Annotated in this window: 27 protein-coding genes; 17 read left to right on the top strand and 10 right to left on the bottom strand. The window is 68.9% G+C overall.

Annotation, left to right across the window (positions count from 1 at the left end; all coding sequences use genetic code 11):
- Nucleotides 1-3 precede the first annotated feature (3 nt).
- Nucleotides 4-294 (bottom strand): DUF1330 domain-containing protein, encoded by a 291-nt coding sequence (locus AC1DMQ_RS01305; protein WP_477031744.1) that lies wholly within the window; start codon nt 292-294, stop codon nt 4-6.
- Nucleotides 294-1,682: a glycoside hydrolase family 47 protein gene (locus tag AC1DMQ_RS01300; protein WP_477031743.1), complete on the bottom strand. Its 1,389-nt coding sequence runs from the start codon at nt 1,680-1,682 to the stop codon at nt 294-296. The genes AC1DMQ_RS01305 and AC1DMQ_RS01300 overlap by 1 nt, the downstream gene beginning before the upstream one ends.
- Nucleotides 1,683-1,866: 184 nt before the next feature.
- Here AC1DMQ_RS01300 and AC1DMQ_RS01295 point away from each other — a divergent pair, with 184 nt between their 5' ends.
- Nucleotides 1,867-2,745, top strand: a complete 879-nt coding sequence (locus tag AC1DMQ_RS01295) for a 3-hydroxybutyryl-CoA dehydrogenase (protein ID WP_477031742.1) — start codon at nt 1,867-1,869, stop codon at nt 2,743-2,745.
- Here the strand turns inward: AC1DMQ_RS01295 and AC1DMQ_RS01290 are convergent, their stop codons facing one another.
- From AC1DMQ_RS01290 to AC1DMQ_RS01275, 4 genes are read right to left on the bottom strand one after another with little or no spacing between them, the layout of a single operon-like run.
- Nucleotides 2,746-3,126 (bottom strand): type II toxin-antitoxin system VapC family toxin, encoded by a 381-nt coding sequence (locus AC1DMQ_RS01290; protein WP_477031741.1) that lies wholly within the window; start codon nt 3,124-3,126, stop codon nt 2,746-2,748.
- Nucleotides 3,123-3,389, bottom strand: coding sequence for a type II toxin-antitoxin system Phd/YefM family antitoxin (locus tag AC1DMQ_RS01285; RefSeq protein ID WP_477031740.1), 267 nt, complete (start codon nt 3,387-3,389; stop codon nt 3,123-3,125). The genes AC1DMQ_RS01290 and AC1DMQ_RS01285 overlap by 4 nt, the downstream gene beginning before the upstream one ends.
- Nucleotides 3,390-3,428: 39 nt before the next feature.
- Nucleotides 3,429-5,306, bottom strand: a complete 1,878-nt coding sequence (feoB, locus tag AC1DMQ_RS01280) for a ferrous iron transport protein B (protein ID WP_477031739.1) — start codon at nt 5,304-5,306, stop codon at nt 3,429-3,431.
- Nucleotides 5,307-5,310: 4 nt separating this feature from the next.
- Nucleotides 5,311-5,646 (bottom strand): FeoA family protein, encoded by a 336-nt coding sequence (locus AC1DMQ_RS01275; protein ID WP_477031738.1) that lies wholly within the window; start codon nt 5,644-5,646, stop codon nt 5,311-5,313.
- A 155-nt stretch (nt 5,647-5,801) separates the two neighbouring features.
- Here AC1DMQ_RS01275 and AC1DMQ_RS01270 point away from each other — a divergent pair, with 155 nt between their 5' ends.
- The gene (locus AC1DMQ_RS01270; protein WP_477031737.1) at nt 5,802-6,494 is read left to right on the top strand and encodes a hypothetical protein; all 693 of its coding nucleotides are present in this window, start codon (nt 5,802-5,804) and stop codon (nt 6,492-6,494) included.
- 46 nt (nt 6,495-6,540) lie between these two features.
- Here AC1DMQ_RS01270 and AC1DMQ_RS01265 read toward each other — a convergent pair whose 3' ends face one another.
- On the bottom strand, nt 6,541-8,679 hold the full coding sequence (locus tag AC1DMQ_RS01265) for a TonB-dependent siderophore receptor (protein WP_477031736.1): 2,139 nt from the start codon (nt 8,677-8,679) through the stop codon (nt 6,541-6,543).
- 338 nt (nt 8,680-9,017) lie between these two features.
- Between AC1DMQ_RS01265 and tipF the strand changes: the two genes are divergently transcribed.
- The 3 genes from tipF to AC1DMQ_RS01250 all read left to right on the top strand — a co-directional run bounded on the left by tipF (nt 9,018) and on the right by AC1DMQ_RS01250 (nt 11,410).
- Entirely contained in the window at nt 9,018-10,277 is a 1,260-nt protein-coding gene (gene tipF / locus AC1DMQ_RS01260) for a flagella assembly cyclic-di-GMP phosphodiesterase TipF (protein WP_477031735.1), read from the top strand.
- A 70-nt stretch (nt 10,278-10,347) separates the two neighbouring features.
- Complete coding sequence (locus AC1DMQ_RS01255; protein WP_477031734.1) at nt 10,348-10,881, top strand: hypothetical protein; 534 nt, start codon at nt 10,348-10,350, stop codon at nt 10,879-10,881.
- 61 nt (nt 10,882-10,942) lie between these two features.
- The gene (locus AC1DMQ_RS01250; protein ID WP_477031733.1) at nt 10,943-11,410 is read left to right on the top strand and encodes a GNAT family N-acetyltransferase; all 468 of its coding nucleotides are present in this window, start codon (nt 10,943-10,945) and stop codon (nt 11,408-11,410) included.
- A gap of 253 nt (nt 11,411-11,663) precedes the next feature.
- Here AC1DMQ_RS01250 and AC1DMQ_RS01245 read toward each other — a convergent pair whose 3' ends face one another.
- A complete protein-coding gene (locus tag AC1DMQ_RS01245) occupies nt 11,664-12,008 on the bottom strand; it encodes a DUF8200 family protein (RefSeq protein ID WP_477031732.1) in 345 nt (114 codons plus the stop codon).
- Nucleotides 12,009-12,107: 99 nt separating this feature from the next.
- Nucleotides 12,108-12,731, bottom strand: a complete 624-nt coding sequence (locus AC1DMQ_RS01240) for a glutathione S-transferase C-terminal domain-containing protein (protein WP_477031731.1) — start codon at nt 12,729-12,731, stop codon at nt 12,108-12,110.
- Between the two features lie 105 nt (nt 12,732-12,836).
- On the opposite strand from AC1DMQ_RS01240, the gene AC1DMQ_RS01235 reads away from it, so the two are divergent.
- From AC1DMQ_RS01235 to AC1DMQ_RS01225, 3 genes are read left to right on the top strand one after another with little or no spacing between them, the layout of a single operon-like run.
- Nucleotides 12,837-13,493 carry a TetR/AcrR family transcriptional regulator gene (locus AC1DMQ_RS01235; protein WP_477031730.1) on the top strand — a complete coding sequence of 219 codons (657 nt, stop codon included), beginning with the start codon at nt 12,837-12,839 and terminating at the stop codon, nt 13,491-13,493.
- Between the two features lie 50 nt (nt 13,494-13,543).
- Entirely contained in the window at nt 13,544-14,269 is a 726-nt protein-coding gene (locus AC1DMQ_RS01230) for a methylated-DNA--[protein]-cysteine S-methyltransferase (RefSeq protein WP_477031729.1), read from the top strand.
- The gene (locus AC1DMQ_RS01225; RefSeq protein WP_477031728.1) at nt 14,266-14,952 is read left to right on the top strand and encodes a 2OG-Fe(II) oxygenase; all 687 of its coding nucleotides are present in this window, start codon (nt 14,266-14,268) and stop codon (nt 14,950-14,952) included. The genes AC1DMQ_RS01230 and AC1DMQ_RS01225 overlap by 4 nt, the downstream gene beginning before the upstream one ends.
- 119 nt (nt 14,953-15,071) lie before the next feature.
- On the opposite strand, the gene AC1DMQ_RS01220 is transcribed toward AC1DMQ_RS01225, so the two are convergent.
- On the bottom strand, nt 15,072-15,539 hold the full coding sequence (locus AC1DMQ_RS01220) for a hypothetical protein (protein WP_477031727.1): 468 nt from the start codon (nt 15,537-15,539) through the stop codon (nt 15,072-15,074).
- A 211-nt stretch (nt 15,540-15,750) separates the two neighbouring features.
- On the opposite strand from AC1DMQ_RS01220, the gene AC1DMQ_RS01215 reads away from it, so the two are divergent.
- From AC1DMQ_RS01215 to AC1DMQ_RS01175, 9 genes are all read left to right on the top strand, one after another.
- The gene (locus tag AC1DMQ_RS01215) at nt 15,751-16,569 is read left to right on the top strand and encodes a trypsin-like serine peptidase (RefSeq protein ID WP_477031726.1); all 819 of its coding nucleotides are present in this window, start codon (nt 15,751-15,753) and stop codon (nt 16,567-16,569) included.
- 25 nt (nt 16,570-16,594) lie between these two features.
- Nucleotides 16,595-18,109, top strand: a complete 1,515-nt coding sequence (locus tag AC1DMQ_RS01210) for a hypothetical protein (protein ID WP_477031725.1) — start codon at nt 16,595-16,597, stop codon at nt 18,107-18,109.
- 20 nt (nt 18,110-18,129) lie between these two features.
- Nucleotides 18,130-18,399 (top strand): hypothetical protein, encoded by a 270-nt coding sequence (locus AC1DMQ_RS01205; protein WP_477031724.1) that lies wholly within the window; start codon nt 18,130-18,132, stop codon nt 18,397-18,399.
- Nucleotides 18,400-18,686: 287 nt separating this feature from the next.
- The gene (locus AC1DMQ_RS01200; RefSeq protein WP_477031723.1) at nt 18,687-19,955 is read left to right on the top strand and encodes a hypothetical protein; all 1,269 of its coding nucleotides are present in this window, start codon (nt 18,687-18,689) and stop codon (nt 19,953-19,955) included.
- 122 nt (nt 19,956-20,077) lie between these two features.
- Complete coding sequence (locus AC1DMQ_RS01195) at nt 20,078-20,962, top strand: TIGR01459 family HAD-type hydrolase (protein ID WP_477031722.1); 885 nt, start codon at nt 20,078-20,080, stop codon at nt 20,960-20,962.
- 37 nt (nt 20,963-20,999) lie between these two features.
- Entirely contained in the window at nt 21,000-21,422 is a 423-nt protein-coding gene (locus AC1DMQ_RS01190) for a MaoC family dehydratase (protein WP_477031721.1), read from the top strand.
- A gap of 30 nt (nt 21,423-21,452) precedes the next feature.
- On the top strand, nt 21,453-22,394 hold the full coding sequence (locus AC1DMQ_RS01185) for a bifunctional riboflavin kinase/FAD synthetase (RefSeq protein WP_477031720.1): 942 nt from the start codon (nt 21,453-21,455) through the stop codon (nt 22,392-22,394).
- A 43-nt stretch (nt 22,395-22,437) separates the two neighbouring features.
- Nucleotides 22,438-22,638 carry a hypothetical protein gene (locus tag AC1DMQ_RS01180; RefSeq protein ID WP_056443136.1) on the top strand — a complete coding sequence of 67 codons (201 nt, stop codon included), beginning with the start codon at nt 22,438-22,440 and terminating at the stop codon, nt 22,636-22,638.
- A 63-nt stretch (nt 22,639-22,701) separates the two neighbouring features.
- Complete coding sequence (locus AC1DMQ_RS01175) at nt 22,702-23,793, top strand: S1C family serine protease (RefSeq protein ID WP_477031719.1); 1,092 nt, start codon at nt 22,702-22,704, stop codon at nt 23,791-23,793.
- Nucleotides 23,794-23,865 lie beyond the last annotated feature (72 nt).

The following is a 23,865-nucleotide window of genomic DNA, read 5'->3' as shown; positions in this document are numbered from 1 at the left end:
AGGTCACTCGCAGCCGTCGACCAACACCAGCCTGCCGTCGGTCGTCCGGTGGCGCAGGGCGAACAGGCCTTGCGCGTCGGGATCGTCCAGGAACGCCTTGGCGTCGGCGCGCGAGGGGAACTCCAGGATGACCAGCCGCTCAGGCGCCCAGTCGCCTTCCATGACGGCGGGCTCGACGCCCTGGACGACGTAGCGACCGCCATGCTTGGCGATGAACGCCGGGATCTGGGCCACGTAGGGCATGAAGCCGGGCAGGTCGCGGATGGCGAAGTCGAGGACCAGATACGCCTTCATCACGCCTTCCTGAAGCCGCGCAGCACATTGGCCTCGGTGCTCAGCTGCAACTGCCCGTAGTCGATGCGCGGCGTGTCGGAGAACAGCAGGTAGTAGTATTTCATCTGCTCGGACCACCAGTAGCCGGGGCAGTTATCGCCCTGGGTCATCGGCTTGGTCGTGATGTCCTTCAGGGCCGTGTAGCCGAAGGCCGCGCGGCTGGTGGCCTTCATCTCGCGATAGTGGATGGCGGCCAGCTTGCGGTAGCGGACGTCGCGGTCGCCCAGCCACAGGTTCAGGCAGGCGTCGGGATATTCCGGGCGCAGGCCGGTCGCCTTGCGGCGCGGCTGGGCGGTCGTCACGTCGATCGATTCCGGGATCACGCCGAACGTCGCCTGCAGGTGGGTGAACGAGGCCAGGTAGTCGTCGCCCTGGGCCTTGCGGCCGACCTGGCCCAGCAGGCCGGCATAGTAGGCGGCCAGTTCGCTCTGGGCCGTGCCGGTCACCGCCCCGGTCTCGAAGTCGACCATCGGGAACCACAGCCGGCCGTCGTAGCGCTTGGCCTGGTGGGCCAGCTGGGCGTCGACGCACTCGAGCGCCCAGCGCTTGCAGTCGGCGTCGCCGAACAGCTCCCAGGCGTCCCACAGGTATTCGTAGAAGCTGTCGGCATAGACGTCGATGCTGGCGTTGCGGCTGGTGAACTCGCCCGTGGTGGCGTGGATGTTGGCGGCCATCAGGCCGATCTTCGAGCGGCGGTCCAGGGCGTGGCGCATGGCCCGCTTGGCCATGTCGAAATATTTGCGGTCGCCGGTCAGCTGGGAGAGCACCCCGAATTCCGACAGGTAGGTGCCGATCTCGGCCAGGTTGGTCTCCGGATCGCTGACCGCCCCGGTGCGCAGGTTCACATAGCGCCAGGGCAGGCCGTGCGGCGAGGCCTCGAAAGCCTTGGCCAGGCGGTCGGCCAGGTCGCGGGCCTTGGCCAGCAGCACGGGGTCGCCGCAGGCCAGGTGGGCCGACAGCAGGCCGCCGACCAGGCGGATGTTGGTCTCGAAGACCTGGGCGTTGCCGTCGACGTCGAAGGAGAGGTTCGCCTTCACCCAATCGACCCCGGCCTGGAACTCGGCGTCCAACCCCATGATCCACAGCGTATCGAGCGCCTCGACCAGCGACAGTCCCAGGTCGTGGCCCTCGACGAAGAACGACTGCGACGTGCCGCTGACCGGATTGATCTCGTCCTTGCCCCAGGCCTTGGCGACATAGCCTTGCCAGGCCCACTGGAACTCGGACCGGACATCAGCGGCCAGGGCCTTCCAGTCTTCGGGAGCGGCGTCGGCGGCGAAGGCCGGAGCGGCGGCGGCCGAGGCGACCAGGGCCAGGGCGTGACGGCGGGAGGGGCGCGGGGAGGTCATCGCGCAACTTAAGCGGGGTTTGGCGATGGTCGCTAGGGGCGCTGCGCCTCCGCTTTCCGCTGCGTCGCAGCAAAGCCTTGGCGACGACGGGGTCCGTCGTGCTAGAAAAGCCGGCATGAACTCGGGCTGGGCGCACGACGCCTTGCCCCGCCTCGAACAAGGCCCTCTAACAAGGCTTGCCTGAATGACGGATATCAAGACGGTCGGCGTGATCGGCGCGGGCCAGATGGGGTCGGGCATCGCTCATGTCGTCGCCCTTGGCGGCTATGACGTGCGCCTGCACGACGTCTCGCGCGAGCGCATCGACGCCGGCCTGGCCCTGATCGAAAAGAACATGGCCCGCCAGGTGCATCGCGGAATCATCGACGAGGCGGCGATGAGCGCGGCCCTGGCGCGGATCACCGCCGCCGAGGACCTGGCCCTGGTCGGCGCCACCGACTTGGCGATCGAGGCCGCGACCGAGAACGAGGAGGTCAAGAAGGCGATCTTCCGCGGCCTGCAGCCCCACCTGGGCGCCAACACCCTGCTGGCCTCGAACACCTCGTCGATCTCGATCACCCGCCTGGCCTCGTCGACCGACCGCCCCGAGCGGTTCATCGGCCTGCACTTCATGAACCCCGTCCCGCTGATGAAGCTGGTCGAGATCATCCGCGGCATCGCCACCGACGTGCCGACCTACGAGCGCGCCGTGGCCTTCGCCAAGTCGCTGGGCAAGATCACGTCGAACGCCGAGGACTTCCCCGCCTTCATCGTCAACCGCGTGCTGGTGCCGATGATCAACGAGGCGATCTACACGCTGTACGAAGGGGTCGGCACGGTCGACGCCATCGACACCGCCATGAAGCTGGGCGCCAACCATCCGATGGGCCCGCTGGAGCTGGGCGACTTCATCGGCCTGGACACCGTGCTGAGCATCATGAACGTGCTGCACGAGGGCCTGGCGGACAGCAAGTACCGCCCCTGCCCGCTGCTGGTGAAGTACGTCGAGGCCGGCTGGCTGGGCAAGAAGGCCGGCCGCGGCTTCTACGACTACCGCGGCGAGCACCCGGTCCCGACGCGGTAGCTACCAGAGGGTCGGGAGGCCGTAGGCGGCGACGAACGGATCGCGTGTCACCAGAGTCGCGCTTTGTTGCGCGGCCTGCGTAACCAGAATGCGGTCCCAAGGATCTCGATGATGCAGCGGCAACCGCGCAGCGGCTATCGCGTCCTCCGCGCTTATTGAGAGCCATCCGAACCCTTGGGCCAACACGGTCTCGTGGAGCGGTTCGGGGACGCCTTGGAGCGTCACGTCACGACGGCGCTTGATTTCGATCTCGTATCCACAAGCAGCGCTGACCAGAACTTCGTTGGCGTCGTCTCCGATCGCCGAATAGGCCGCACGCGAAAGCATGCCTGGCTCGCACAGCCACCAGACGATCGCATGAGTGTCCAAGAGTAATTTCACGGACGATCAGGAAAGATCGGATCGTCCATCATCGCTTCCAACTCGGGGTCCGGCCGAAGGAAAAGGTCGGGATCTTGCAGCTTGCCATACTTTGCCCAGACCCCGGGAACACGCTTGGGCCGCTCGGCTGGCGACTTTTTAAGGGCGTTGAGGGTCGCGACTTCCTCGCCGTCACGCGTCAACACGACGTCTTCACCCGCTTCGACGCGAGCGAGAAGTTCAGCCAGGGCGGCCTGTCCAGTGATGTCGAACCGGATCGTCATGGTTGGAGTCTAGCACAGGGCCACAACCCGGACGACTCCCTACCCCGCCCCCATCGCCACGGCGACGTGGTAGGTGACGAACGAGGCCAGGTAGGCCAGGCCGGTCATGTAGAGGAACATCACCGTCGGCCAGGTCCAGCCGTTGGTCTCGCGCTTGACCACGCCCAGGGTGGCCGCGCACTGCGGGGCGAACACGTACCAGGCCAGGAACGACAGGGCCGTGGCCAGCGACCACTGGTGCGACAGCAGCTGACCCAGGTTGGTGCCGGCCTCGTCGTCGCCTCCCACGGCGTAGACGGTGCCCAGGGCGGCCACGGCGACCTCGCGGGCCGCGAAGCCCGGGATCAGCGCGACGGTCATTTGCCAGTTAAACCCAATGGGCTGCATGACCGGCGCGATGAAGTGGCCGATCCGGCCCGCGAAGCTGTAGTCGATGGCCGGCCCCGTCGCGCCTTCCGGCGGATAGGGGAAGGTCGACAGCACCCAGACCAGCACCATCAGCGGCAGGATGATGCGGCCCGCGCGCTCGATGAAGATCCGGGCCCGGGTCCACAGGTTCAGCAGCACGTTGCGCGGCTCGGGCCAGCGATAGGTCGGCAGCTCCATCATGAACGGCTCGACCGTGCCCCGCCAAAAGATCTTGCGGATCACGAACGACACCAGCAGGGCGCTGACGATGCCCGAGGCATAGAGGCCGAACATCACCAGGCCCGGCAGGCTGAGCACGCCCCAGACCTTGGTGTGGGGAATGAAGGCGGCGATGATCAGGGTGTAGACCGGGATCCGCGCAGAGCAGGTCATCAGCGGGGCGACCAGTATGGTGGTCAGCCGGTCCTGCTTGTTGTCGATCACCCGCGTCGACATTATCCCGGGAATGGCGCAGGCGAAGCTTGAGAGCAGCGGGATGAACGCCCGGCCGTGCAGCCCCGCCCCGCCCATGATCTTGTCCATCAGGAAGGCCGCGCGGGTCATGTAGCCGCTGTCTTCCAGCACCAGGATGAAGAAGAACAGGATCACGATCTGCGGCAGGAAGACCAGCACGCTGCCGACCCCGGCGATCAGGCCGTCGGTGACCAGGCTCTGCAGCAGGCCGTCGGGCAGCACGGCGGCCGCGCCGGTGCTCAGCGCCGCGAAGCCCGCCTCGATCAGCCCCATCAGCGGCTCGGCCCAGGTGAACACGGCCTGGAACATCACGAACAGGATCGCGAACAGGATCAGCAGGCCGCCGACCGGGTCCAGCAGCACCTCGTCGACCTTGCCGGTGACGGTGTCCGGGCGCTCGGGCGGGCGGACGCATTCCTTGACGATCCGCTGGGCCTCGCGGTGGGCGGCGCGGATCTCGGCGGCGGTGGGCTCGCGCCAGACGTTCTCGTGCGCGCCCTCATGGCTGATCGCCAGGGCGTCGGCCTTGGCCACCAGCTCCTCCAGGCCGCGCTTGCGGGTGGCCACGGTGGTGACGATCGGCGCGCCGATCTCGGCCGACAGCCGCTCCAGGTCGATGCGCAGGCCCTGGCGCTGGGCGATGTCGAACATGTTGAGGGCCAGCACGAACGGCCGCCCCACCTGCTTCAGCTCCAGCACCAGCCGCAGCACCAGCCGCAGGTTGGTGGCGTCGGCCACGCAGATCAGCACGTCCGGCGCGGTCTCGCCCGCCAGGCGGCCCAGCACGGCGTCGCGGGTGACGATCTCGTCGGGGCTGCGGGCGCGCAGGCTATAAGTGCCGGGCAGGTCCAGCACGTGGGCGCCGCGGCCGCCGGGCAGGGTCAGCACGCCCTCCTTCCGCTCGACGGTGACGCCGGCGTAGTTGGCGACCTTCTGGCGGCTGCCGGTCAGGGCGTTGAACAGGGCGGTCTTGCCGGAATTGGGATTGCCGACCAGCGCCAGACGCGCGGGCCGGGAAGCGACGGTGTCGGTCAAGACGTCAGGCCTCTTCGAACTGGACGGTGACGGCGGCGGCCTCGCGGCGGCGCAGGGCCACGCGCATGTCGTCGATGCGCACGGCGATCGGATCGCGGAAGAACAGGCCCTCGTGCAGCACCTCGAACAGCGCGCCCTCGACGAAGCCCATCTCCAGCAGACGGCGCTCCAACTCCTCGGGATCGATCGACTCCGACCGCCCCGTCTGGCCGCCGACCCGCACGATCACGCCGCGCTGACCCTTGCGGGCCTTGCTGAGCGGACTTTCGACGCCCCCAGCGCCTTGGGGAGCGGCGGAGAGGTCGGCGATTTCGGGAGCTAGGTTGAGGACGTCGGACATGGTCGCACCGGAAAAACTTGCGAACGATTATCAGTCTAAAGCCACGCTGTCATGTCACGAATGGGGCCGACATCGTCGCGGCGGCGGGGGCCATCGTTGAGCCGCATTCGCCCTCAACCTTCGGCTGCCAAACTTCAGCATTCAGGGAGGCGCGCATGAGTTGGATCGTCGGATCGTTGCTGGCCGCGACGGTCGCGGGGCCCTTCGCTTCAGCGCAGGAACCCGCGCCCTTCCCCGCGCCGGGCCGACCTGCCCTCACGGCCGCGCCGACCGACATCACCGCGCCCGAATGCCGCGTCGACCGCGAGGCGCTGCTGAACCTGCCCTACGAGGCGTTCGAGCACGACATCAACGGCGGCTGGCGCCCGCTGGGGGCGGTCAAGGGCTGCGAGGCGGCCACCGCCGACCTGTTGCGCGACTATCGCCTGCGCAACGGCGGGACCGTCGCCGGCCAGCGGATCGAATGGGTCACCAGCCTGTTGCGGCACGAGTCGCAGCTGGCCGCGGCGTCCGGCCAGATCGACCGGGCCATCGCCCTGCGCCGCGCCGGCCGGGGCAGTCCGGCCTGGGAGAGCTACTACTACGACAACGCCACGATCGCCTTCCTCAAGCGCGACAGGGCCCAGTTGCTGGAGAACCGGGCCAAGCTGGCGGCCGTGCCGAAGGCTGAAGGGCACGACGCGGGCGTCGCCGCCTTCGAGAAGAAGTACGGCAAGCCCGGCCCGACCTGGCCGCCGAACCTGGACGTGGTCGACGGCTTCATCGCCTGTTTCGACCGTCCCTACGCCGAGGCCTACAGCTTCGCCTGCCGCGAGAAGGCGGCGCGCGAGGGCGTTCCCGCCCGGTGACGAATGGGGCGGAGCGCCGACGCGCCCCGCCCCAGGTCGGTGGCGCCTAGAACGCGTACTTCAGGCTGACCGTGTAGTTGCGCGGCTGGCCGTAGCGGTACTGGCTGTAGAAGCCGGTCTGGGCGAAGTAGGTCTTGTCCGTCACGTTCTCGACGTTGGCCTGCAGCGACAGCTGCTCGTTGATCTCGTAGCGGGCCATCAGGCTGACCAGGGCGTAGCTCTTCTGCTCGAAGCGGAAGGGCGAGCCCGCGTTGACCGAATAGGCCGTGCTCTGCCAGTTGACGCCGCCGCCGACGACCAGGCCCTGCATCGCGCCGGGCAGGCGGTAGGTGGTGAACAGCTTGACCAGCTTGCGCGGGAACGAGGTGTTGACCTTGGCGCCGGCCGCGTCCTCCATCTCGAACTGGCTGTAGCCGAAGCTGACGTTCCAGTCCTTGGCCGGCTTGCCGATCACTTCCAGCTCGAAGCCCTCGCTGGTCGCGCCCTCGGCGGGGATCGACGCGCGGGTGGGCGGCGACGAGCCGGGGATGACGTGGGTGGCGTCGGGATCGACCTGGGCCAGGTTGTCCTGCACGATCCGGAAGACGGCCACGGTGGTCTGCAGCCGCTCGTCGAAGAAGGCGCTCTTCAGGCCGATCTCGGCGCTTTCGCCGGTGATCGGGTCCAGATAGGCGCCGGTGTAGTCCTGGGCGTTCTGGGGCTGGAAGATTTCCGTATAGCTGGCGTACAGGCGATGGTTCGGCGAGAGGTCGTAGAGCGCGCCCACATAGGGCACGAACACGTTGTCGTCGCCGAAGTCGAAGGTCCCGTAGTTGAAGCCCTTCTGACGCCAGCTGGCCAGGCGCGCGCCGGCCACCACCTTGAAGGCGTCGGTGACGTTCAGGCGCGTGGCGGCGTAGTAGCCGGTCTGCTTGATAGTCTGGTCGACGGTCGGCGACGGGGTCGTCGAGAAGGTGGGGTGCGGGATCGCGGTCCAGTCATAGAAGCTGCCCGCCGGGGCGACCGTCGAGAAGTCCGCCGCGAAGGTCTCGGTGGTCAGGTGCTGCTTGCTGCGCAGCGCGCCGGCCACGAACTCGTGCTTGCGGCCGAACAGGTCGTAGTCGCCCTTCAGCTGGATATCGACGCTGTTCTGGATGCTCTCGCCGTCGTCCCGGTACGGGAAGGGCGCGAACTCCCAGTTGCCGGTGGCCTTGTCGATCAGGCCCGACATGTAGAGCAGCTCGGTCGTCTGGGCGTTGCGGGCCCAGTTGTAGTTGACCGACAGCGACCAGCCGTTGGCGAACTTGTGCTGCAGGTTGGCGAAGATGTTCTGGTTGGTGGTGTCCCAATAGCTCCAGTCGGCCGACGCGGTCTTCGAGCGCGGCCAGACGGCGACCGTGCCGTCCGAGAAGAAGGTGGGCAGCGCGCCCCAGGCCGGCGCGTTCGGGGCGCCCTTCTGCTGGCTGCCGCCGACGCGCAACAGGGTGTTCTCGGTCAGGTCGGCGTCGATGACCCCGTACAGGACGCTCTTCTCGTTCTTGTACCAGTCGATGAAGTTCTCGCCCTTCTCGTACTTGGCGACGGCGCGGCCGCGGATCTTGCCGCTGGCGGTCAACGGGCCGGCGACGTCGGCCTGGATCTGGCGGGTGTTCCAGCTGCTCAGGCTGGCGGACACGTAGCCCTGCAGTTCGGTGGCCGTGGCGTGCTTGCGCACCAAGTTGATCGAGGCCGAGGGATCGCCGGCGCCGGTCATCAGGCCGGTCGCGCCGCGCACGATCTCGACGCGCTGGTAGAGCGAGACGTCGGCCATGGTCTCGCCGGCCCCGCCGGCCAGGGTCCAGCCCGTGGGCACGCCGTCGATCTGGTAGTTCTTGATCTCGAAGCCGCGGGCGTTGAACGTATTGCGCACGTCGTCGACCTGGTTGCCCGAGACGCCCACCGTGTTGGTCACGATGTCGGCCACGCTCTGCATGTTCTGGTCGAGGATGCGCTGGGCGGTGATCACGGTCACCGACTGCGGCGTCTCGCGCAGGGTCAGGCCCAGGCCGGTGGCCGTGTCGATGCGCTCGTTGATCGTGTACGAGCCCGTGACGATCACTTCGTCGACGTGGGTGGTCTCGCCTTGCGACGGGGTCGTCTGCGCCATGGCCGGCGACGTGATCGCCAGAAATGCGCCGCCCGCGAGCAGCGTGGTCTTCAAGAACATAAGCCCCATCCCGTGAATTGCGTGGTTCCCGCCGACCGACGCGGATCGGGAACGACGCCAGAAACCCAAGCCGCCTGTGCCGACGGTCGCCGGGCCTATAGCAACCAGGCCATACAATTGCAAATGAGTTGCAGTTGTATGTTAGCCGTGATCAGAAGCGGCGCGACGGCACGGATGGACGGGCGAATGGACGGGGCGGCGCCGCCCGCCCTCCCCGCGCGTTCACGAAGAGCTGATTTGTGGTTAAGGCGCGGCGTAATGGCTCACGGGCGTTAATCTGTTCGACTCACGGCCAGCGCGACTCGCATACTGAGCTTGACGATTCGTAGGGACTCCGAATGCGAAGGCTGATGCTGGCGCTGCTGACCGGCGCCTATCTCTGTCTGGCCTTGGTTGTCTCCCTCGCCCTCTGGCGGATGGGAGCGGCGCCGGCTGTCGGCCTGGCCGCCTTCATCGGCGCCATGGGCCTGTGCTTCGCCATCCACGGCGTGATCGCCAACGTCCTGCAGGGCGCGGCCCTGCGAGTCGACATCGAGACCATCCGCGAGGCCCACGGCATCCTGCTGGAGCAGGTCGAGAAGGTGGACGCCCGCATCACCGGCCTGCTGGAGACCGTCGCCGACGACGCCCAGCGCCGCTCCGCCGAACTGACCAGCGAGGTCCACCAGCTGGAGGACCTGGTCGTGCGGATGAGCGACCGCCTCGAGCACCAGCTGAGCTACCAGGTCGAGGTGGCCCGCGCCGAGCCGCGCGGCCGCTCGCCCCAGTCCACCGCCCTGATCGAGGTGGTGCAGGACGCCCTGGCCGAGAACCGCGTCGACCTCTACCTGCAGCCGGTCGTCAGCCTGCCCCAGCGCCGGACCGTCTTCTACGAAAGCTTCTCGCGCCTGCGCGACGACACCGGCCGCGTCCTGATGCCGGCCGAATACCTGGCCGTAGCCGAGCCCGAGGGCCTGACCGCCGCGATCGACAACCTGCTGCTGTTCCGCTGCGTGCAGATCGTCCGCCGCCTGGCCAAGCAGGACCGCAAGGTCGGGATCTTCTGCAACATCTCGCTGGCCAGCCTGGCCGACGAGGCGTTCTTCGCCCAGTTCCTGGAGTTCCTGCAGGTCAACAAGGACCTGCACGGCGCCCTGATCTTCGAACTGGGCCAGGCCGCCTTCAACGACCGCGGCCCGGTCGAGGCCCGTCACATGGCCCGCCTGGCCAGCCTGGGCTTCCGCTTCAGCCTCGACAAGGTCACGGACCTCGACCTGGACTTCCAGGACCTGGCCCGCGCCGACGTCAAGTTCCTGAAGGTCGGCGCCCAGATGATGCTGGAGCAGTTGGAAGAGCAGGACGGCAAGCTGGTCATCGCCTCGCTGCCCGACCTCAACGCCGAGGACTTCGCCGGCCTGACCCGTCGCTACGGCATCGAGGTGATCGCCGAGAAGGTCGAGCACGAGCGCCAGGTGGTCGACGTGCTGGAGCTCGACATCGGCTACGGCCAGGGCCACCTGTTCGGCGAGCCCCGCGCCATCCGCGACTCGATCATCGCCGAAGCCGATCCCCCCCAGGACTTCATGCGCGGCGCCCTGCGCCGCGGGATGGGGCGCTAGGCTTCACCGCATTTGACCGGCGGCGCTGACCCACCCTAAGGTTGTTTCAACAACCAAGGGGGACATCGTCATGCAAGCCGGACCACCGCCAGCCTCGCCGCCCGTGGCCGCGGCCGCGCCTGCCGCGCCCAGCACCGTCAAGGGCGCCAGCGCCACGATGACGGTCGTCTCCCGCGACACCCGGCTGGTCCTGACCAAGGCCCGGCGGGCGGAGAGCGCCATGGTCCGCCACCAGGTGTTCCTGCGCTACGACGTCGACCGCAAGGTTCCGGACGGCGTCGACCAGCGGACCGTGCAATGCGGCTGGCGGCTGCGGGCCTATCTGCAGCGGTCGATCTGCTTTTCGTCGATGAGCGGCCTGCTCGGCTGCACCGACCCGATCTCCGAAGAGCTGCCCACGGGCGAGACCGGCGCGGCCGAGCAGGGCCAGGACCCGGCCGCCAGCACCTGCGACCTCGGCTTCGGCCCCGCCCGCGAGGCGCGCGACCGGGTGATCGCCGCGGTCAAGGCCGACGCCCAGGCCCGGTTCGACGAGGACTACGACCTGAACGTCAAGCCGCAGCTGCTGGCCTCGGGCGTCAAGATCACCAAGCCGAAGTCGTAGGATGGCGGCGGGAACGGCGCCCGGCATTGTCGCCTGTCGCGCGCGCCTCTAGATACCGCCCATGCTGATCGAAGCCACCGACGCCCATTTCGCCGCCCTGATCGCCGGGGACTCTCCAGACGGCCTGGCCCTTGCCGACGGCGGGGTCGAGACGCCGGAGGTGCTGGTCATGCTGCGCGGCCTGTCGGCCGAGGTCGGCGAGAGCTTCCAGCCCAACGCCTGGCTGATCGTCGAGGACGGCGAGGTGATGGGCCTGACCTCGCTGGTCCGCACGCCCTATGTCGGCGAGACGGTGATGATCGGCTACGGCGTCGCCGCCTCGCGCCGGGGCCGGGGCGTCGCCACGCGGGCCGTGGCCGAGCTGCTGGCCTGGGCGCGCGGCGACCGGCGCGTGTCCACCGTCACCGCCGAGACCTCGATCCACAACGCCGCCTCGCAGCGGGTGCTGGAGGCCAACGGCTTCGCGCGCACCGGCGAACGGACCGACGAGGAGGACGGCGAGCTGTTCTGCTGGTCGGTGGGGGTTTAGGGGCTCTTCCCCTACCGCCCCCAACGCCCGTCATCCTCGGACTTGTTCCGAGGACCCCTGCTGCACCCGAAAAGAAGGAAGATCCATGGGGCGGTGAGCTCGCGGACCAAACTTCAACGACAGCTCGGCGGACAGAGGGGTCCTCGGAACAAGTCCGAGGATGACGGGCCATAGGGGTGATCAGGGGGTTGGTTCGGAAAAGCTGGGGACGCGCGCGGACGCGCGTCCCCAAGTTCCTCCTCCGAGGTCGGAGTTACCGCGACGCCGCCACTTCGGACGCCGCCGGGGTCTTGGCGACCTGCACCGGGTTGCACTCGGCCAGCTGCGCCTCCGACAGGGTCACGCCGCGATAGCCGAAGCCGGTGATCGGTCCCAGCTCGCGGGCCAGGCGCTTGCAGCTGCGCAGGGGCGGCAGCGACTTGACCTTGGTCGAGCGGCAGACGTCGGCCTTGCAGCGCCAGAGCGTGCCGTCGAACACCAGGTGGTCCTGGGTGGTCGGCGCGCTGAGCGTCAGCCAGCCGTTTTGAGCCTTGGTTTCGGCCATGGCCGAGCCGCCCGTCGCGGCGAGGGCCGCGACGGCGATGATGAAACTACGCATGGGACATTCTCCTGGGGAGATGGAGAGGCGACGGGACACAAACAGATCCGCCGCCGGGTGGAGGAGACGCGAGCCCGCGCCTCCGCTCAGGTCACGGCCCTACGCCGCGGCCTTGAACAGGGTGAATTCCTCGTCGAAGGCCCTGGCCACCGAGGGCCGGGTCTGCAGGCGGTCGCGATAGGCCGCCAAGTTCGGATAGGGGGTGAAGTCGATCGACAGGTAGCGGGCCCAGGTCAGCATCACGAACAGGTAGGCGTCGGCGACGCTGAACCGCCCTGCCAGGAACTCGCGGCCCTTCAGGTGGGCGTCCAGATAGGCCAGGCGCTCGGTCAGCAGCTCGCGGGCGAAGGCCTTGGCGCCGTCGGGCGCGGTCTTGGCCAGCAGGGCGATGAACACCCCGGTGTGCAGTTCCGTGCCGATGAAGCTGAGCCAGCTCTGCACCTTGCGGCGCTCGGCCCCGTCGGCGGGGATCAGGCCGGAGGCCGGGAAGCGGTCGGCGACGTACTGCAGGATCACCGCGTTCTCGACGATCAGCTCGCCGTCGTCGGTGCGCAGCACCGGCACCTGGCCCATGCCGTTGAGGGTCAGGAATTCGGTCCCGTCCTCGACCACCTTGGGTCGGGCCTTGGTGTCGACCTTCAGGAAACTCATCTCGGCCCCTGCCTCGTAGGCCGCGATCCGCGTCGCCATCGAGCAGGCCATCGGGGAGAAGTAGAGATCCATCGAACCCTCCATTGCATTTCCGTACTGTTTCGCATAAAAATAACATCGGTCAAGGAATAAACTGCGAAACGGTACAAAAATAAGAGTCCGGACCAGGAGAGTCAGATGTCCGAAACCCCAAAGCCAAGCCCATTGGGGAAGCGCCGGGGCCGCCCCCGCGCCTACGATCCCGAAGTCGCCCTCGCCAGGGCCACCGAGACCTTCTGGTCTCAGGGCTTCGCCGGCGCCTCGCTGGACGACCTCAGCGCCGCCACCGGCATGAACCGGCCCAGCCTCTACGGGGCGTTCGGCGACAAGCAGACGCTCTTCAAGGCCGCGCTGGACGCCTACATGGACCGCTCGCGCGCCGCGATGACCGAAGCCTTCCGAGGCGGCGGCTCGCTGCGCGAGGTCCTGACCCGGATCTACCGCACGGCCCTGGGCTTCTACCTGTCGGACGACATGGGCGGCCGGGGCTGTTTCCTGGCCAGCGCCGGCCTGGGCCAGGCCGTCGTCGATCCCGAGGTGCGCCAGATCGTGGCCGACGGCCTGCACGAACTGGACCGGGGAGTCGAAGGGCTGATGCAGCGCCGCCAGGCCAGGGGCGAGCTGCCGCCCACGGTCGACCCCGTCGCCCTGGGCCGTGTGGCCAGCATGATGATGAACGCTCTGTCGGTCCGCGCCCGGGCCGGCGAGACGCGCCAGCAGCTGGAGGCCACGATCCCGGTCATGGTCGGCCTGATCTGCGGACCGCCCCATCCGGAACCGCAAGCATCGGAATGACCTCCTAGGTCATGGCGCGCATGCTCCTTTTCACGAAAGGAGACCAACCCATGACCGCTACTCAATTCCTGACCGACGACGCGCGCTGGGAGGCCATGCGCCGCCGCGACCGCGATCTGGACGGCGCCTTCTTCATCGCCGTGCGCACCACCGGCGTCTACTGCCTGGCCAGCTGCGCCGGGCGGCCGCTGCGCAAGAACGTCGAGTTCCACGACACCCGGGAAAGCGCCCGCGGCGCCGGCTTCCGGCCGTGCCTGCGCTGCAAGCCCGACCAGCCGCGCGAGACCCTGCGGTTCGCCGTCACGCCGACCTCCCTGGGCCTGGCCCTGGTCGCCCGCTCCGAGGCCGGCCTGCGGCTGGTGACCCTGGGCGACGACAGGGACGCCCTGGTCCGCGACCTGGAGCGCCGTTTCCGCTCGGCCCGGCTGACGCCCGATCCGGACGGCCTGGCCGCCGACCTGAAGGCCGTGGCCGCCCAGGTCGACCACCCCGACGCCAAGCTGGACCTGCCGCTGGACGCCCAGGGCACCGAGCTGCAGAAGGCCGTCTGGGCGGCTCTGCGGGCCATTCCGGCCGGGACCACCGCCTCCTACGCCGAAGTGGCGCGCCGCATCGGCCGGCCCACCGCCGCCCGGGCCGTGGCCCAGGCCTGCGGGGCCAATCCGCTGGCGGTGATCACCCCCTGCCACCGAGTGGTGCGGGCCGATGGCGGGCTGTCCGGCTACCGCTGGGGCGTCGAGCGCAAGGCGGCTCTGCTGGCGAAAGAAGCCGCATGAGCCTGGACTGGACCCGCATCGCCGTCGACCTCGACGCCCAGGGCTGGGCCCTGACCGGGCCGTTGCTCAAGCCCGAGACCTGCCAGCGGATCGCCGGCCTCTACGACCAGGAGGCCGGCTTTCGCAGCCGGGTGGTGATGGCCCGCCACGGCTTCGGCCAGGGCGAGTACAAGTACTTCGGCTATCCCCTGCCCGACCCGGTGCAGCGGCTGCGCCAGGGGCTGTACGGCCCGCTGGCCGCCGTCGCCAACCAGTGGGCGCAGATGCTGGGCGAGGACCGGCGCTTCCCCGAGGACCTGGACGACATGCTGGCCCGCTGCCACGCGGCGGGCCAGGTCCGGCCCACGCCCCTGCTGCTGACCTACGGCCCGGGCGACTACAACTGCCTGCACCAGGACCTCTACGGCGAGCACGTCTTCCCGCTGCAGGCCGCCTTCCTGCTGGACGAGCCCGGCCGCGACTTCGAGGGCGGCGAGTTCGTGCTGGTCGAGCAGCGGCCGCGCCAACAGTCGCGGCCCCAGGTCGTGCCGCTGAACCAGGGCGAGGGCGTGATCTTCGCCGTCCGCGAACGCCCCGCGACCGGCACGCGCGGCGTCCACCGCCGCGTGCTGCGCCACGGAGTCAGCACCGTGCGCTCGGGCCGCCGGCGCGTGCTAGGGGTGATCTTCCACGACGCGACGTGAGTTGCGCCGGTCACGCGGCGGTGCGGAAGGTGGGGACACACACTCACGGCAAACACTCCACCAATTTTGGCAAGGCAGTGGGGTGAGTGTGTGTCCCCGTCTTGATCCGCTGCGTTGCCCTACTTCGCCAGTTCGACCTTCACGCCCTTCGGCGCGGCGGTGAACTGCAGGCCTCGGCTGGTGGCGTGCATCTTGATGACCACGCCCTTGTCGTTCTTCATCGTCGTGATCCCGCCACCGCCGGCCACCGTCGCGCCCAGCTGGCCGGCGGTGTAGTTGCCCTCGATGTCGGAGAGCTGCTTGAGGTTCTCCACCGTGCCGTTGGCGGTGTAGCCGCTGGCCCCGATGTCGACCGCCGACAGGCCGCTGGTCTTCAGCTTGTAGGTCTGGCCGCGATAGGTGAGCGTGCCCTTGCCCCAGCTGACGCCGACGCCCAGCGCCACGCCGCCGCCCGACAGCTCGATGGTTCCGGTCGCCGCGTTCTTGAGGTTGGGATTGGCTTGCCCGCCCGCCAGGGCTGGAGCCGAGGCCGCCAGGACGATGGCGGCCAGGAAGGGCGCCGCAAGGGCGCGAACGGTGGATTGCATCGCAAGGACCTCGACCGGGTTGAGCAGCCGCCAAGGTGCGCCGTCCGGCCGATCGACGCACTCGGGGCGTTCCCTCGATCCGTCGGGGGCAAGCCCGTAGCGCCGCATCGCTCAACCCAGGGCCGGAACGAGAATCAACCGCTCTTGGAAGTTGAATTGCGTCGCGATACCTGTTTTGACTGAGCTTCGACGCAGGAAACGGCGGGGCGCCATGAACGGATCGCGTTCCAATTCCACGCCGGCGGCACTGAACGACCGGACGGCCGGTTCGGAGGGGACCCTGGCGCCGCTGCTGGCGCCTGAACGGCCCGTGCGGGCGCCTGGCGGCCCGGCCCGGATGTTCAGCATCCTGGGTCCGATCGACCATCGCCGGATCGAGCTGCGCAACAAGACCGCCCCCTGGCGGATGGTCTGCGCCCTGCGGATGGACACCGGGAACGGCGTGTTCAACGGCACCGGATGGCTGGCGGGCCCCTCGACCGTGATCACCGCCGGCCACTGCCTCCACAACGACGCGTTTGGCGGCTGGGCCCGCAAGGTCACGGTGATCCCCGGCCAGAGCTGGAACCAGCGGCCGTTCGGCGACGTCGTCTCCACCCGCCTGTCCTGCGCCGATCCGTGGCTGCGGACCCGCGACCGCGCCCACGACATCGGCTGCATCCACCTGGACGATCCGGTCGGCGACCGGGTGGGCTGGATGAAGTACGACGCCGTCGATCCCGCCGCCCTGGTCCGGGCCGCCGCCGTGGTCTCGGGCTATCCGGAATACGCCGGCAGCTACGAGCACCTGCTGGTGGCCAAGGGCCCGGTGCGCACCAGCCTGGACGGCCGGCTGTACTACGAGATCGACACCACCGACGGCCAGAGCGGCGGTCCGGTCTGGATCGGCGACGTCGCCGCCCCGACCGTGGTGGCCGTGCACGGCTACGAGGCCGACGCCACGCCCGCCGCCGTCGGCCCGGGCGTCAATTCCGGCGCCCTGCTGACCCCCGACCACCTGCGACTGATCCAAACCTGGCAAGGCGGCTGAACCGCCCCATTCGAGGAAACGCCCCATGTTGCAAGCGTCCAGACGCCTCGTTCCCCTGCTGACCGCCTTCGCCTTGGCGGGCGCCTTGCTGGGGGCCTGCCAGCCCCAAGGCGCCGAGGCCCCGCCGCCGCCGGCGGCCGGCGCGCCCGTGCAGTTCCTGTCGGCCAAGGGCCTGAACCCGCAGGCCGGCGAGGCCTCGCCGCAAGGGCGGCTGCTGATCGGGCGCGGCAAGGACTACACGCCGATCGCCGAGGATCCGAAGGCGCTGTTCGACCGGCTGGAAGCCTCGATGGCCGACCGCCGCAAGACCGGCTGGGCCATCGTCGAGGCCATGCTGGAGCCCCAGAAGCTGACCCTGGAGGGCAAGACCTACGACGTGCCCCTCTGGCACACCTGGTACGAAGGCATGAGCGCCAATCCCGAAGTCGAGCAGAAGATCAAGCTGTTCATCGCCCAGCTGGCGGCGTGCAAGGCCGACACCGCCTGCAAGAAGACCCGCGCCGAGATCGCCCATGAGGTGATGGCCCAGAGCGGCGCCGACAAGAACCTGGTCCGCAGCCTGGTCTCGGCCAACCTGACCCAGGTGCTCAAGCAGTCCGAGGGCTTCGACCGGGGCGCGCCCGAGGACGAGCTGGGCCACGGCTTCACCGTGTTCAGCCCCTCGTTCGTCGAGCACGTGCTGGCCCAGGCCCAGGGCATCGAGACCTGCTCGAACAAGATCCCCTGGAACCAGCCGCCGCCCAGCGCGACCCAGTTCTCGCCCTGCGTCGACGAGTTCCCGCGCAGCGCGGTGATGGTCAAGACCAGCTGGGACCAGATCGACGGCGCCAATCCCAAGGCCAGCGCCCACGCCACCGACGCCGCCGCGATCACCGCGGTGCTGAAGGGCGGCTCCTGGCCCAAGCCGACCCTGGAGCCGGTGGACACCAACGGCATCTATTCGGTGCAGACCACCGACGGGAAGATCTTCGGCCTGAAGTCGATGCACATCTCGACCAAGGACACCCGCGAATGGATCTGGATCTCGCTGTGGTGGAGCCCCAAGCCCGACGAGGACTTCGGCCAGGACCGCCCGGCCTCGCTGGCCAGGTTCAACGGCGGGGTCTGGTCGCACTACAAGATGTGCATCACCACCGCCTTCAACGAGACCGATCCCAAGCCCTGGGGCCCCTACGAGGCCGGCCAGCCCGCCCTCGCGGCGGCGATCAAGGCTTCGTACGACGGGACGACCGAGCAGCGGAACCCCGCGCCCTACGACAAGGTCACCACCTGGTGCAGCAACCCCAACCTGGAGCACCACGCCGGCAACGGCCGCACCAACTGCATCGGCTGCCACCAGTACTCGGTGACCTGGAACGAACTGAAGAACCGCGAGACCTATTTCAACGACACCTACACCGCCTCGATGGCCGCCGAATATCCGCAGTACGGCCGCGCCCTGCGGCGGACCAACTTCCCGGCCGAGTTCGCCTGGTCGTTCGGCATGGAGTTCCAGGACCAGATCGCGGCGGCTCGAAAAGACCAGGACTTCAACTGGTGAATTTGGAAAGGGAGGACACGATGGTTTCCTACGCCGCCGACATCAAGCCGCTGTTCGACGCCCGCGACGTGGGCTGCATGCGCCGCAAAGGGGTGAAGCTGGACGACTACGGCTGGATGTCCGACCCCGCGCCCGGCGAAGGCTACGCCGACCACGCCAACGGCCGGATGGTGTTCGACTTCGTCCGGCCGGACGGCAACGACCCCCGCATGCCAATGGGCGGCCCCTACTGGAGCGATGACCAGGTGGGGCTGTACCAGCAGTGGATGGACGGGGGGTTCGGGCCGTAGGGGCGCTGCGGTTCAAAGTCGGCTGCACGCACAGGATCCCATTCCCGCTTTCGACCCGGAGCGGACGATCAAATCCTCCCCCTGTGGGGGAGGAGCTTACTCCGCTAACCGCCCTTGCAGACGCCAGGATAGTCCGGTCCTGAGCGGTGGGCGCAACGTCCGCAGCCGGTCTTCGCCTTCATTCGGCACGCCCGATTTCAGGCCACGAGGAGACTTGTGACCACGATTTAACTTTGTGGTTTTCAGAGATCACCCCAAGGACGCTTCACGTAGCAGGGGTGATTGATATGAAGCTGAAATCGATTGCGGCCGCGTTGGCGCTCGCGACCCTGTGCGCGGCTTCCGCCCACGCCCAGCCCGTCGCGTCGCTCTCGTTCGCCGACCGGCTGGCGCAGGCAGGGTCGCCGCTGACAGTCCGGCCGGATGGCTTCTCGGGTCCGGGAGCCGCGATCCTATCGGAGGCGATAGCCGCCAGCCGGTACGTGCTCATCGGCGAGAGCCATCATTCGCGCGAGATCCCCGCCTTCACCACGAACGTCTGTCGATTGATGGCGCCCGGCGGCCTGACGGCCATGGTCGTCGAGATCGGGCCGGAGGCCGCCGGCGTGGTCAACGCACGGCTGAGAGCGCCGAACCGAGAGCAGCAGATTTCCGACTTCATGCGCGCCCATCCCGACGCCATGGCCTTCCTCAACGGCCGCGACGAGGGTCAGACGGCGGCCGATTGCGCGGGTGTCGCCGGGCCGGACTTTAAGCTGTGGGGGCTGGACCAGGAGTTCCTCGGCGCGAGCGGCTATTTGTTCGAGCAGATGCTGGCGGCCGGTCCAGGACCGCTCGCCCGCGCCCAGATCGAAGCGCTGGCCGGGCAGGAGCGGACGGCGACGCAGGCTGCGCTCAAATCCGGTTCACCCATGGACCTGTTCCTGCTCAAGGCCACCGATGCGGCGCTGGATCAGGCGGGGACAGCCATCGACCAGGACGGCGGCGACCGGGCCAAGGCGCTGTTCGCCGCCTTGCGCGAAACACGCGCCATCTATCAGGGCTCGCAGTCCCGCAGTGGCGATTCGAACGGGCGCAGGGCGCGGCTGATGAAGCGGACGCTGGTGGCGCATTTCGCCGAGGCGCCGCGGGCGCGCCTCCTGATGAAGTTCGGCGCCTACCATCTCTACAAGGGCTACAATCCACTCGGCCAGCGCGACCTGGGCAATTTCGTCGCTGAACGTGCCGACGGAGAGGGCGCGAAGTCCCTCCATATCGTCGTCGCCGGCGCGAGAGGCGCGCTAGGCGGATACAACGGGGTCGGCCGCCAGGTGGCCGTGCACAAGTTCGATGCGACGGCGGGCAAGGACAGCGACTGGTCCAAGGATGTGATGCTGGCCCGCCCGTCGGGCATGCCGCCGGGCGACTGGTTCCTGGTGGATCTGCGCCCTTTGCGCGGCGCCGATCTGGAAGCCCTGACGCCGGAATGGCGCGCGCTCATCCGCGGCTACGACCTCGCCGTCGTGGCGCCGGAACTGTCCGCGTCCACCGTGCTGGGGGCTCGTGACGCCCCTTAGAGCACGATGGCGCGCGCGGGCGCCTGATCGCCCGCCACGCGGACCGCCTGGCCCTTCCGTCCCCGCGTCCCTACATGCGCTAGCGTTGACGCACTCGTCTCCGCCCGGTACCGCCCCTGTCCATGACCGATCTGCCCACTGGCCTATCCGCCCTCGCCGACCGCTACGACGTGCTGCTGTGCGACGTCTGGGGCGTCATCCACAACGGGGTCGAGAGCTTTCCGGAGGCCTGCCAGGCCCTGGTCGAGTGGCGGGCCCACCACGGGCCGGTGATCCTGATCTCCAACTCCCCGCGCCCGTCCGAGGCGGTGGTCGAGCAACTGGACCGGCTGGGCGTGCCGCGCGAGGCGTGGAGCGCCTTCGTCACCTCGGGAGACGCCACCCGCACCCTGCTGGCCGCCCGCGCGCCCGGTCCGGCCTGGATCGTCGGCCCCGACCGCGACCTGCCGCTCTATGACGGCCTGGGTCTGGAGACCGCCGGCCCCGAGGACGCAGCCTTCGTCGCCGTCACGGGCATGGTCGACGACGAGAACGAGGCGCCCGCCGACTACACCGACCGCCTGGCCGTCGCCGCCGAGCGCGGCCTGACCCTGATCTGCGCCAACCCCGACCGGGTGGTTCAGCGCGGCTCGCGGCTGATCTATTGCGGCGGCGCCCTGGCCGATCTCTACGAGACCCTGGGCGGCCAGGTGCTGATGGCCGGCAAGCCCTACAAGCCGATCTACGACCTGGCCCTGGCCGAGGCCGAGGCCCTGAAGGGCGGTCCCGTCGACCGCTCGCGGGTGCTGTGCATCGGCGACGGCGTGATCACCGACGTCAAGGGCGCCCACGACGAGGGCCTGGCCTGCCTGTTCATCGCCAAGGGCATCCACGGCGAGGCCGCCGTCGGCCCCGACGGCAGGCTGGACCCGACCAAGGTCGAGGGTCTGCTGGCCGCCGAGCGGGTGGGCGCGACCCACGCCATGGCCGATCTGGTCTGGTCTGGTAGAGCGGTCGCTGATCGCTAAGATTGGTGCAACGCACAAAAAGAGTATGAGGGGCGCTATGCAGGGACTGTTTCTCGAGGATCTGAGCGTCGGCCAGTCGGCCGAGCTGGTCCGCACCGTGGCCGAGGCCGACATCGTCGCCTTCGCCGAGGTGACCGGCGACAACAATCCCGTGCACCTGGACGCCGACTACGCCGCGACCACCAGCTTCGGCGAGCGCATCGCCCACGGCATGCTGTCGGCCGGCTACATCTCGGCGGTGCTGGGCACCACCCTGCCCGGTCCCGGCGCGATCTACCTGTCGCAGACCCTGGCCTTCAAGCGGCCGGTGAAGATCGGCGCGGAGGTCACCGCCCGGGTCACCGTAACGGCGATCGACGAAGCCAAGGCCCGCGTCACCCTGGACACCACCTGCCTGGTGGGCGGCAAGGCCGTGGTCGGCGGCGAGGCCGTGGTCATGGTCCCCAGAAAAGCCGCTTGAGAGCAAAAGTCGCCGCTTGAGGAAGTCCGCATGCGCTTGAAGACGATCCACGGCTGGAAAGACTTGCCCGAAGGCGAGCGGGGCGCCTGCGTGGCCCTGGGCAATTTCGACGGCGTGCATCGCGGCCACCAGCAGGTGATCGCCCAGGCGGCGAAAGCCGCGCGGGAAGCCAAGGCCCCGCTGGGCGTGGTCACCTTCGACCCGCACCCGCGCCGCCTGTTCCGGCCCAGCGAGCCGGCCTTCAAGCTGATGACCCATCCCCAGCAGGCCCGCGCCCTGGAGGCCCTGGGCGTGGACCTGCTGTACCTGCTGCCGTTCGACTTCGAGATGGCCAGCTTCAACGACCGCGAGTTCGTCGAGAAGGTCCTCGTGGGCGGCCTCTCCGTGAAGCACGTGGCCGTCGGCTTCGACATCTCGTTCGGCCGCGGCCGCACCGGCAGCGCCGACCTGATGAAGGCCTATGGCCAGGAGTACGGCTTCTCGGTCTCGGTGGCCGAGCCGGTCGCCAACCGCGAGGGCGAGAAGTTCTCGTCGACCGGCGTGCGCGACGCCCTGCGCGACGGCCACCCCGAGGGCGCCGCCCGCATCCTGGGCCGGCCGTTCGCCATCGAGGGCGTGGTCCGGCGCGGCCAGCAGCTGGGCCGCCAGCTGGGCTTCCCGACGGCCAATGTCGAGGTCGAGGACTATGTGGTGCCGAAGCTCGGGGTCTACGCCACCCGCACCCGCCTGCCCGACGGCCGCGAGGTGCCCGGCGTGGCCAACCTCGGCAACAACCCCACCACCGGCGAGGTCGAGACCCGGCTGGAGACCTGGCTGTTCGACTTCGACGAGGACCTCTACGGCCAGGTCATCGAAACCGACCTGATCGCCTTCCTGCGCCCGGAGCTGAAGTTCGACAGCATCGAACTGCTGGTCGAGCAGGTGCTGCGCGACGAGCAGGCGGCCCGGGCGATCGTCGCGCCGGCGTTCTGATCTGGCGCATGGCGCGGCGGCCCGGCGAGGTCTAGGGTCGCGCATGGCAACGCACCTGAACGCTGACGACCGCCTCCTCATGGACCGCTATTTCGATTGCGTGCTCCTGCGCTATTCGGAGGGCGTCTACAATCTCGATACGGCCCGGGCCGAACTGGCCGAGGCCTTCCTGCAGATGACCCGCGAGGAGCCCGGCTTCCGCACCCACATGCAGGCCGTGGTCGACGCGCGAGACGACGCCTAGACACCGACTCGCCAACCCGCGTTCTTGCCGTTAACCTTTGCCTTGCGACGGGGCGGGGGCCTGATGTTGAAAGCGCGCAAGTACGAGATGTTCGCCAAGGCCCGGCGGCCCAAGCCGGCGCGGCGTCATGAGATCTTGTCGTATCCCGAGCACGAGGCCGAAGCGGTTTTCGTGCTGGATTCCGGCGAGGCGCCCCCGTTTTGCGTGGTCCCGCCGTCCGACGATGGCCTGCTGGACGCCTATTCCAACGCCGTGGTCCGCGCCGTCGAGGTGGTGGGCCCCAGCGTCGTGCGCATCCACCCGATGATGGAGGACCCGCGCATCCAGGGCGTCGGCTCGGGCTTCGCCATCGCCCCCAACGGCCTGGTCCTGACCAACAGCCACGTGGTCCAGGGCGCCAACCGCTTCGTGGTGATCACCGCCGAGGGCCGCAGCGTCACGGCGCGCTGCGTGGGCGACGATCCCGACACCGACCTGGCCCTGCTGCAGCTGGACCAGCGGCTGGACGTGCCGGTCGCCAAGCTGGGCAACTCCAAGGCCCTGCGACGCGGCCAGCTGGTGATCGCCATCGGCGCTCCGCTGGGCTTCGAGGCGACGGTGACCACCGGCGTGGTCTCGGCCATGGGCCGGTCCCTGCGCGGCGAGCGCGGCCGGCTGATCGAGGACCTGATCCAGACCGACGCCGCCCTCAATCCCGGCAACAGCGGCGGCCCGCTGGTCAGTTCGTCCGGCGAGGTGGTGGGCATCGCCACCGCCGTGATCGCCGGCTACCAGGGCCTGTGCTTCGCCGTGGCCTCCAACACCGCCAGCTTCGTGGTGGCCGAGCTGGTCGCCCACGGCCATGTGCGGCGCGGCTCGATCGGCCTGGTCGCCCAGCAGGCTCCGATCCCGCCCGGCCTGGCCCGGGCGACGGGCGTGATGCAGGGCTATGCGGTGTTCGTCGCCCAGGTCGACGCCGGCGGTCCCGCCGCCAAGGCCGGGGTGCGCGAGGGCGACCTGCTGATCAGCGCCGGCGGCCTGCCGCTGACCGGTCTGGACGACCTTCTGCGCGCCCTGGACCACCACAGCATCGACAAGCCCGCCCCGTTCGAGCTGATCCGGCAAGGGAAATTGATGACGGTGACGATTACCCCCCGGGCCCGCAAGCGCGGTTGAAGATCGCCGGATGCTGGACATGGGCGGGCAAGGCCGTGTCTCCAGACGGATAAAACACGGATAACGTTGTTT

This window comes from Caulobacter sp. 05L422 (genome assembly GCF_056397765.1).
The sequence above is the reverse complement of the archived record's forward strand: the minus strand, read 5'-3'. Positions and strand labels throughout refer to the sequence as shown.

What these genes read in the sequence shown, in the direction of transcription:
- AC1DMQ_RS01185 (WP_477031720.1), top strand. Translation starts at nt 21,453, where the DNA reads ATGCGCTTGAAGACGATCCACGGCTGGAAAGACTTGCCCGAAGGCGAG.
- AC1DMQ_RS01240 (WP_477031731.1), bottom strand. Translation starts at nt 12,731, where the DNA reads ATGGATCTCTACTTCTCCCCGATGGCCTGCTCGATGGCGACGCGGATC.
- AC1DMQ_RS01285 (WP_477031740.1), bottom strand. Translation starts at nt 3,389, where the DNA reads ATGACGATCCGGTTCGACATCACTGGACAGGCCGCCCTGGCTGAACTT.
- AC1DMQ_RS01300 (WP_477031743.1), bottom strand. Translation starts at nt 1,682, where the DNA reads ATGACCTCCCCGCGCCCCTCCCGCCGTCACGCCCTGGCCCTGGTCGCC.
- AC1DMQ_RS01190 (WP_477031721.1), top strand. Translation starts at nt 21,000, where the DNA reads ATGCAGGGACTGTTTCTCGAGGATCTGAGCGTCGGCCAGTCGGCCGAG.
- AC1DMQ_RS01175 (WP_477031719.1), top strand. Translation starts at nt 22,702, where the DNA reads ATGTTGAAAGCGCGCAAGTACGAGATGTTCGCCAAGGCCCGGCGGCCC.
- AC1DMQ_RS01205 (WP_477031724.1), top strand. Translation starts at nt 18,130, where the DNA reads ATGGTTTCCTACGCCGCCGACATCAAGCCGCTGTTCGACGCCCGCGAC.
- AC1DMQ_RS01255 (WP_477031734.1), top strand. Translation starts at nt 10,348, where the DNA reads ATGCAAGCCGGACCACCGCCAGCCTCGCCGCCCGTGGCCGCGGCCGCG.
- AC1DMQ_RS01250 (WP_477031733.1), top strand. Translation starts at nt 10,943, where the DNA reads ATGCTGATCGAAGCCACCGACGCCCATTTCGCCGCCCTGATCGCCGGG.
- AC1DMQ_RS01230 (WP_477031729.1), top strand. Translation starts at nt 13,544, where the DNA reads ATGACCGCTACTCAATTCCTGACCGACGACGCGCGCTGGGAGGCCATG.
- AC1DMQ_RS01225 (WP_477031728.1), top strand. Translation starts at nt 14,266, where the DNA reads ATGAGCCTGGACTGGACCCGCATCGCCGTCGACCTCGACGCCCAGGGC.
- AC1DMQ_RS01235 (WP_477031730.1), top strand. Translation starts at nt 12,837, where the DNA reads ATGTCCGAAACCCCAAAGCCAAGCCCATTGGGGAAGCGCCGGGGCCGC.
- AC1DMQ_RS01215 (WP_477031726.1), top strand. Translation starts at nt 15,751, where the DNA reads ATGAACGGATCGCGTTCCAATTCCACGCCGGCGGCACTGAACGACCGG.
- tipF (WP_477031735.1), top strand. Translation starts at nt 9,018, where the DNA reads ATGCGAAGGCTGATGCTGGCGCTGCTGACCGGCGCCTATCTCTGTCTG.
- AC1DMQ_RS01295 (WP_477031742.1), top strand. Translation starts at nt 1,867, where the DNA reads ATGACGGATATCAAGACGGTCGGCGTGATCGGCGCGGGCCAGATGGGG.
- AC1DMQ_RS01195 (WP_477031722.1), top strand. Translation starts at nt 20,078, where the DNA reads ATGACCGATCTGCCCACTGGCCTATCCGCCCTCGCCGACCGCTACGAC.
- AC1DMQ_RS01210 (WP_477031725.1), top strand. Translation starts at nt 16,595, where the DNA reads ATGTTGCAAGCGTCCAGACGCCTCGTTCCCCTGCTGACCGCCTTCGCC.
- AC1DMQ_RS01265 (WP_477031736.1), bottom strand. Translation starts at nt 8,679, where the DNA reads ATGTTCTTGAAGACCACGCTGCTCGCGGGCGGCGCATTTCTGGCGATC.
- AC1DMQ_RS01200 (WP_477031723.1), top strand. Translation starts at nt 18,687, where the DNA reads ATGAAGCTGAAATCGATTGCGGCCGCGTTGGCGCTCGCGACCCTGTGC.
- AC1DMQ_RS01275 (WP_477031738.1), bottom strand. Translation starts at nt 5,646, where the DNA reads ATGTCCGACGTCCTCAACCTAGCTCCCGAAATCGCCGACCTCTCCGCC.
- AC1DMQ_RS01270 (WP_477031737.1), top strand. Translation starts at nt 5,802, where the DNA reads ATGAGTTGGATCGTCGGATCGTTGCTGGCCGCGACGGTCGCGGGGCCC.
- AC1DMQ_RS01220 (WP_477031727.1), bottom strand. Translation starts at nt 15,539, where the DNA reads ATGCAATCCACCGTTCGCGCCCTTGCGGCGCCCTTCCTGGCCGCCATC.
- AC1DMQ_RS01245 (WP_477031732.1), bottom strand. Translation starts at nt 12,008, where the DNA reads ATGCGTAGTTTCATCATCGCCGTCGCGGCCCTCGCCGCGACGGGCGGC.
- AC1DMQ_RS01180 (WP_056443136.1), top strand. Translation starts at nt 22,438, where the DNA reads ATGGCAACGCACCTGAACGCTGACGACCGCCTCCTCATGGACCGCTAT.
- AC1DMQ_RS01305 (WP_477031744.1), bottom strand. Translation starts at nt 294, where the DNA reads ATGAAGGCGTATCTGGTCCTCGACTTCGCCATCCGCGACCTGCCCGGC.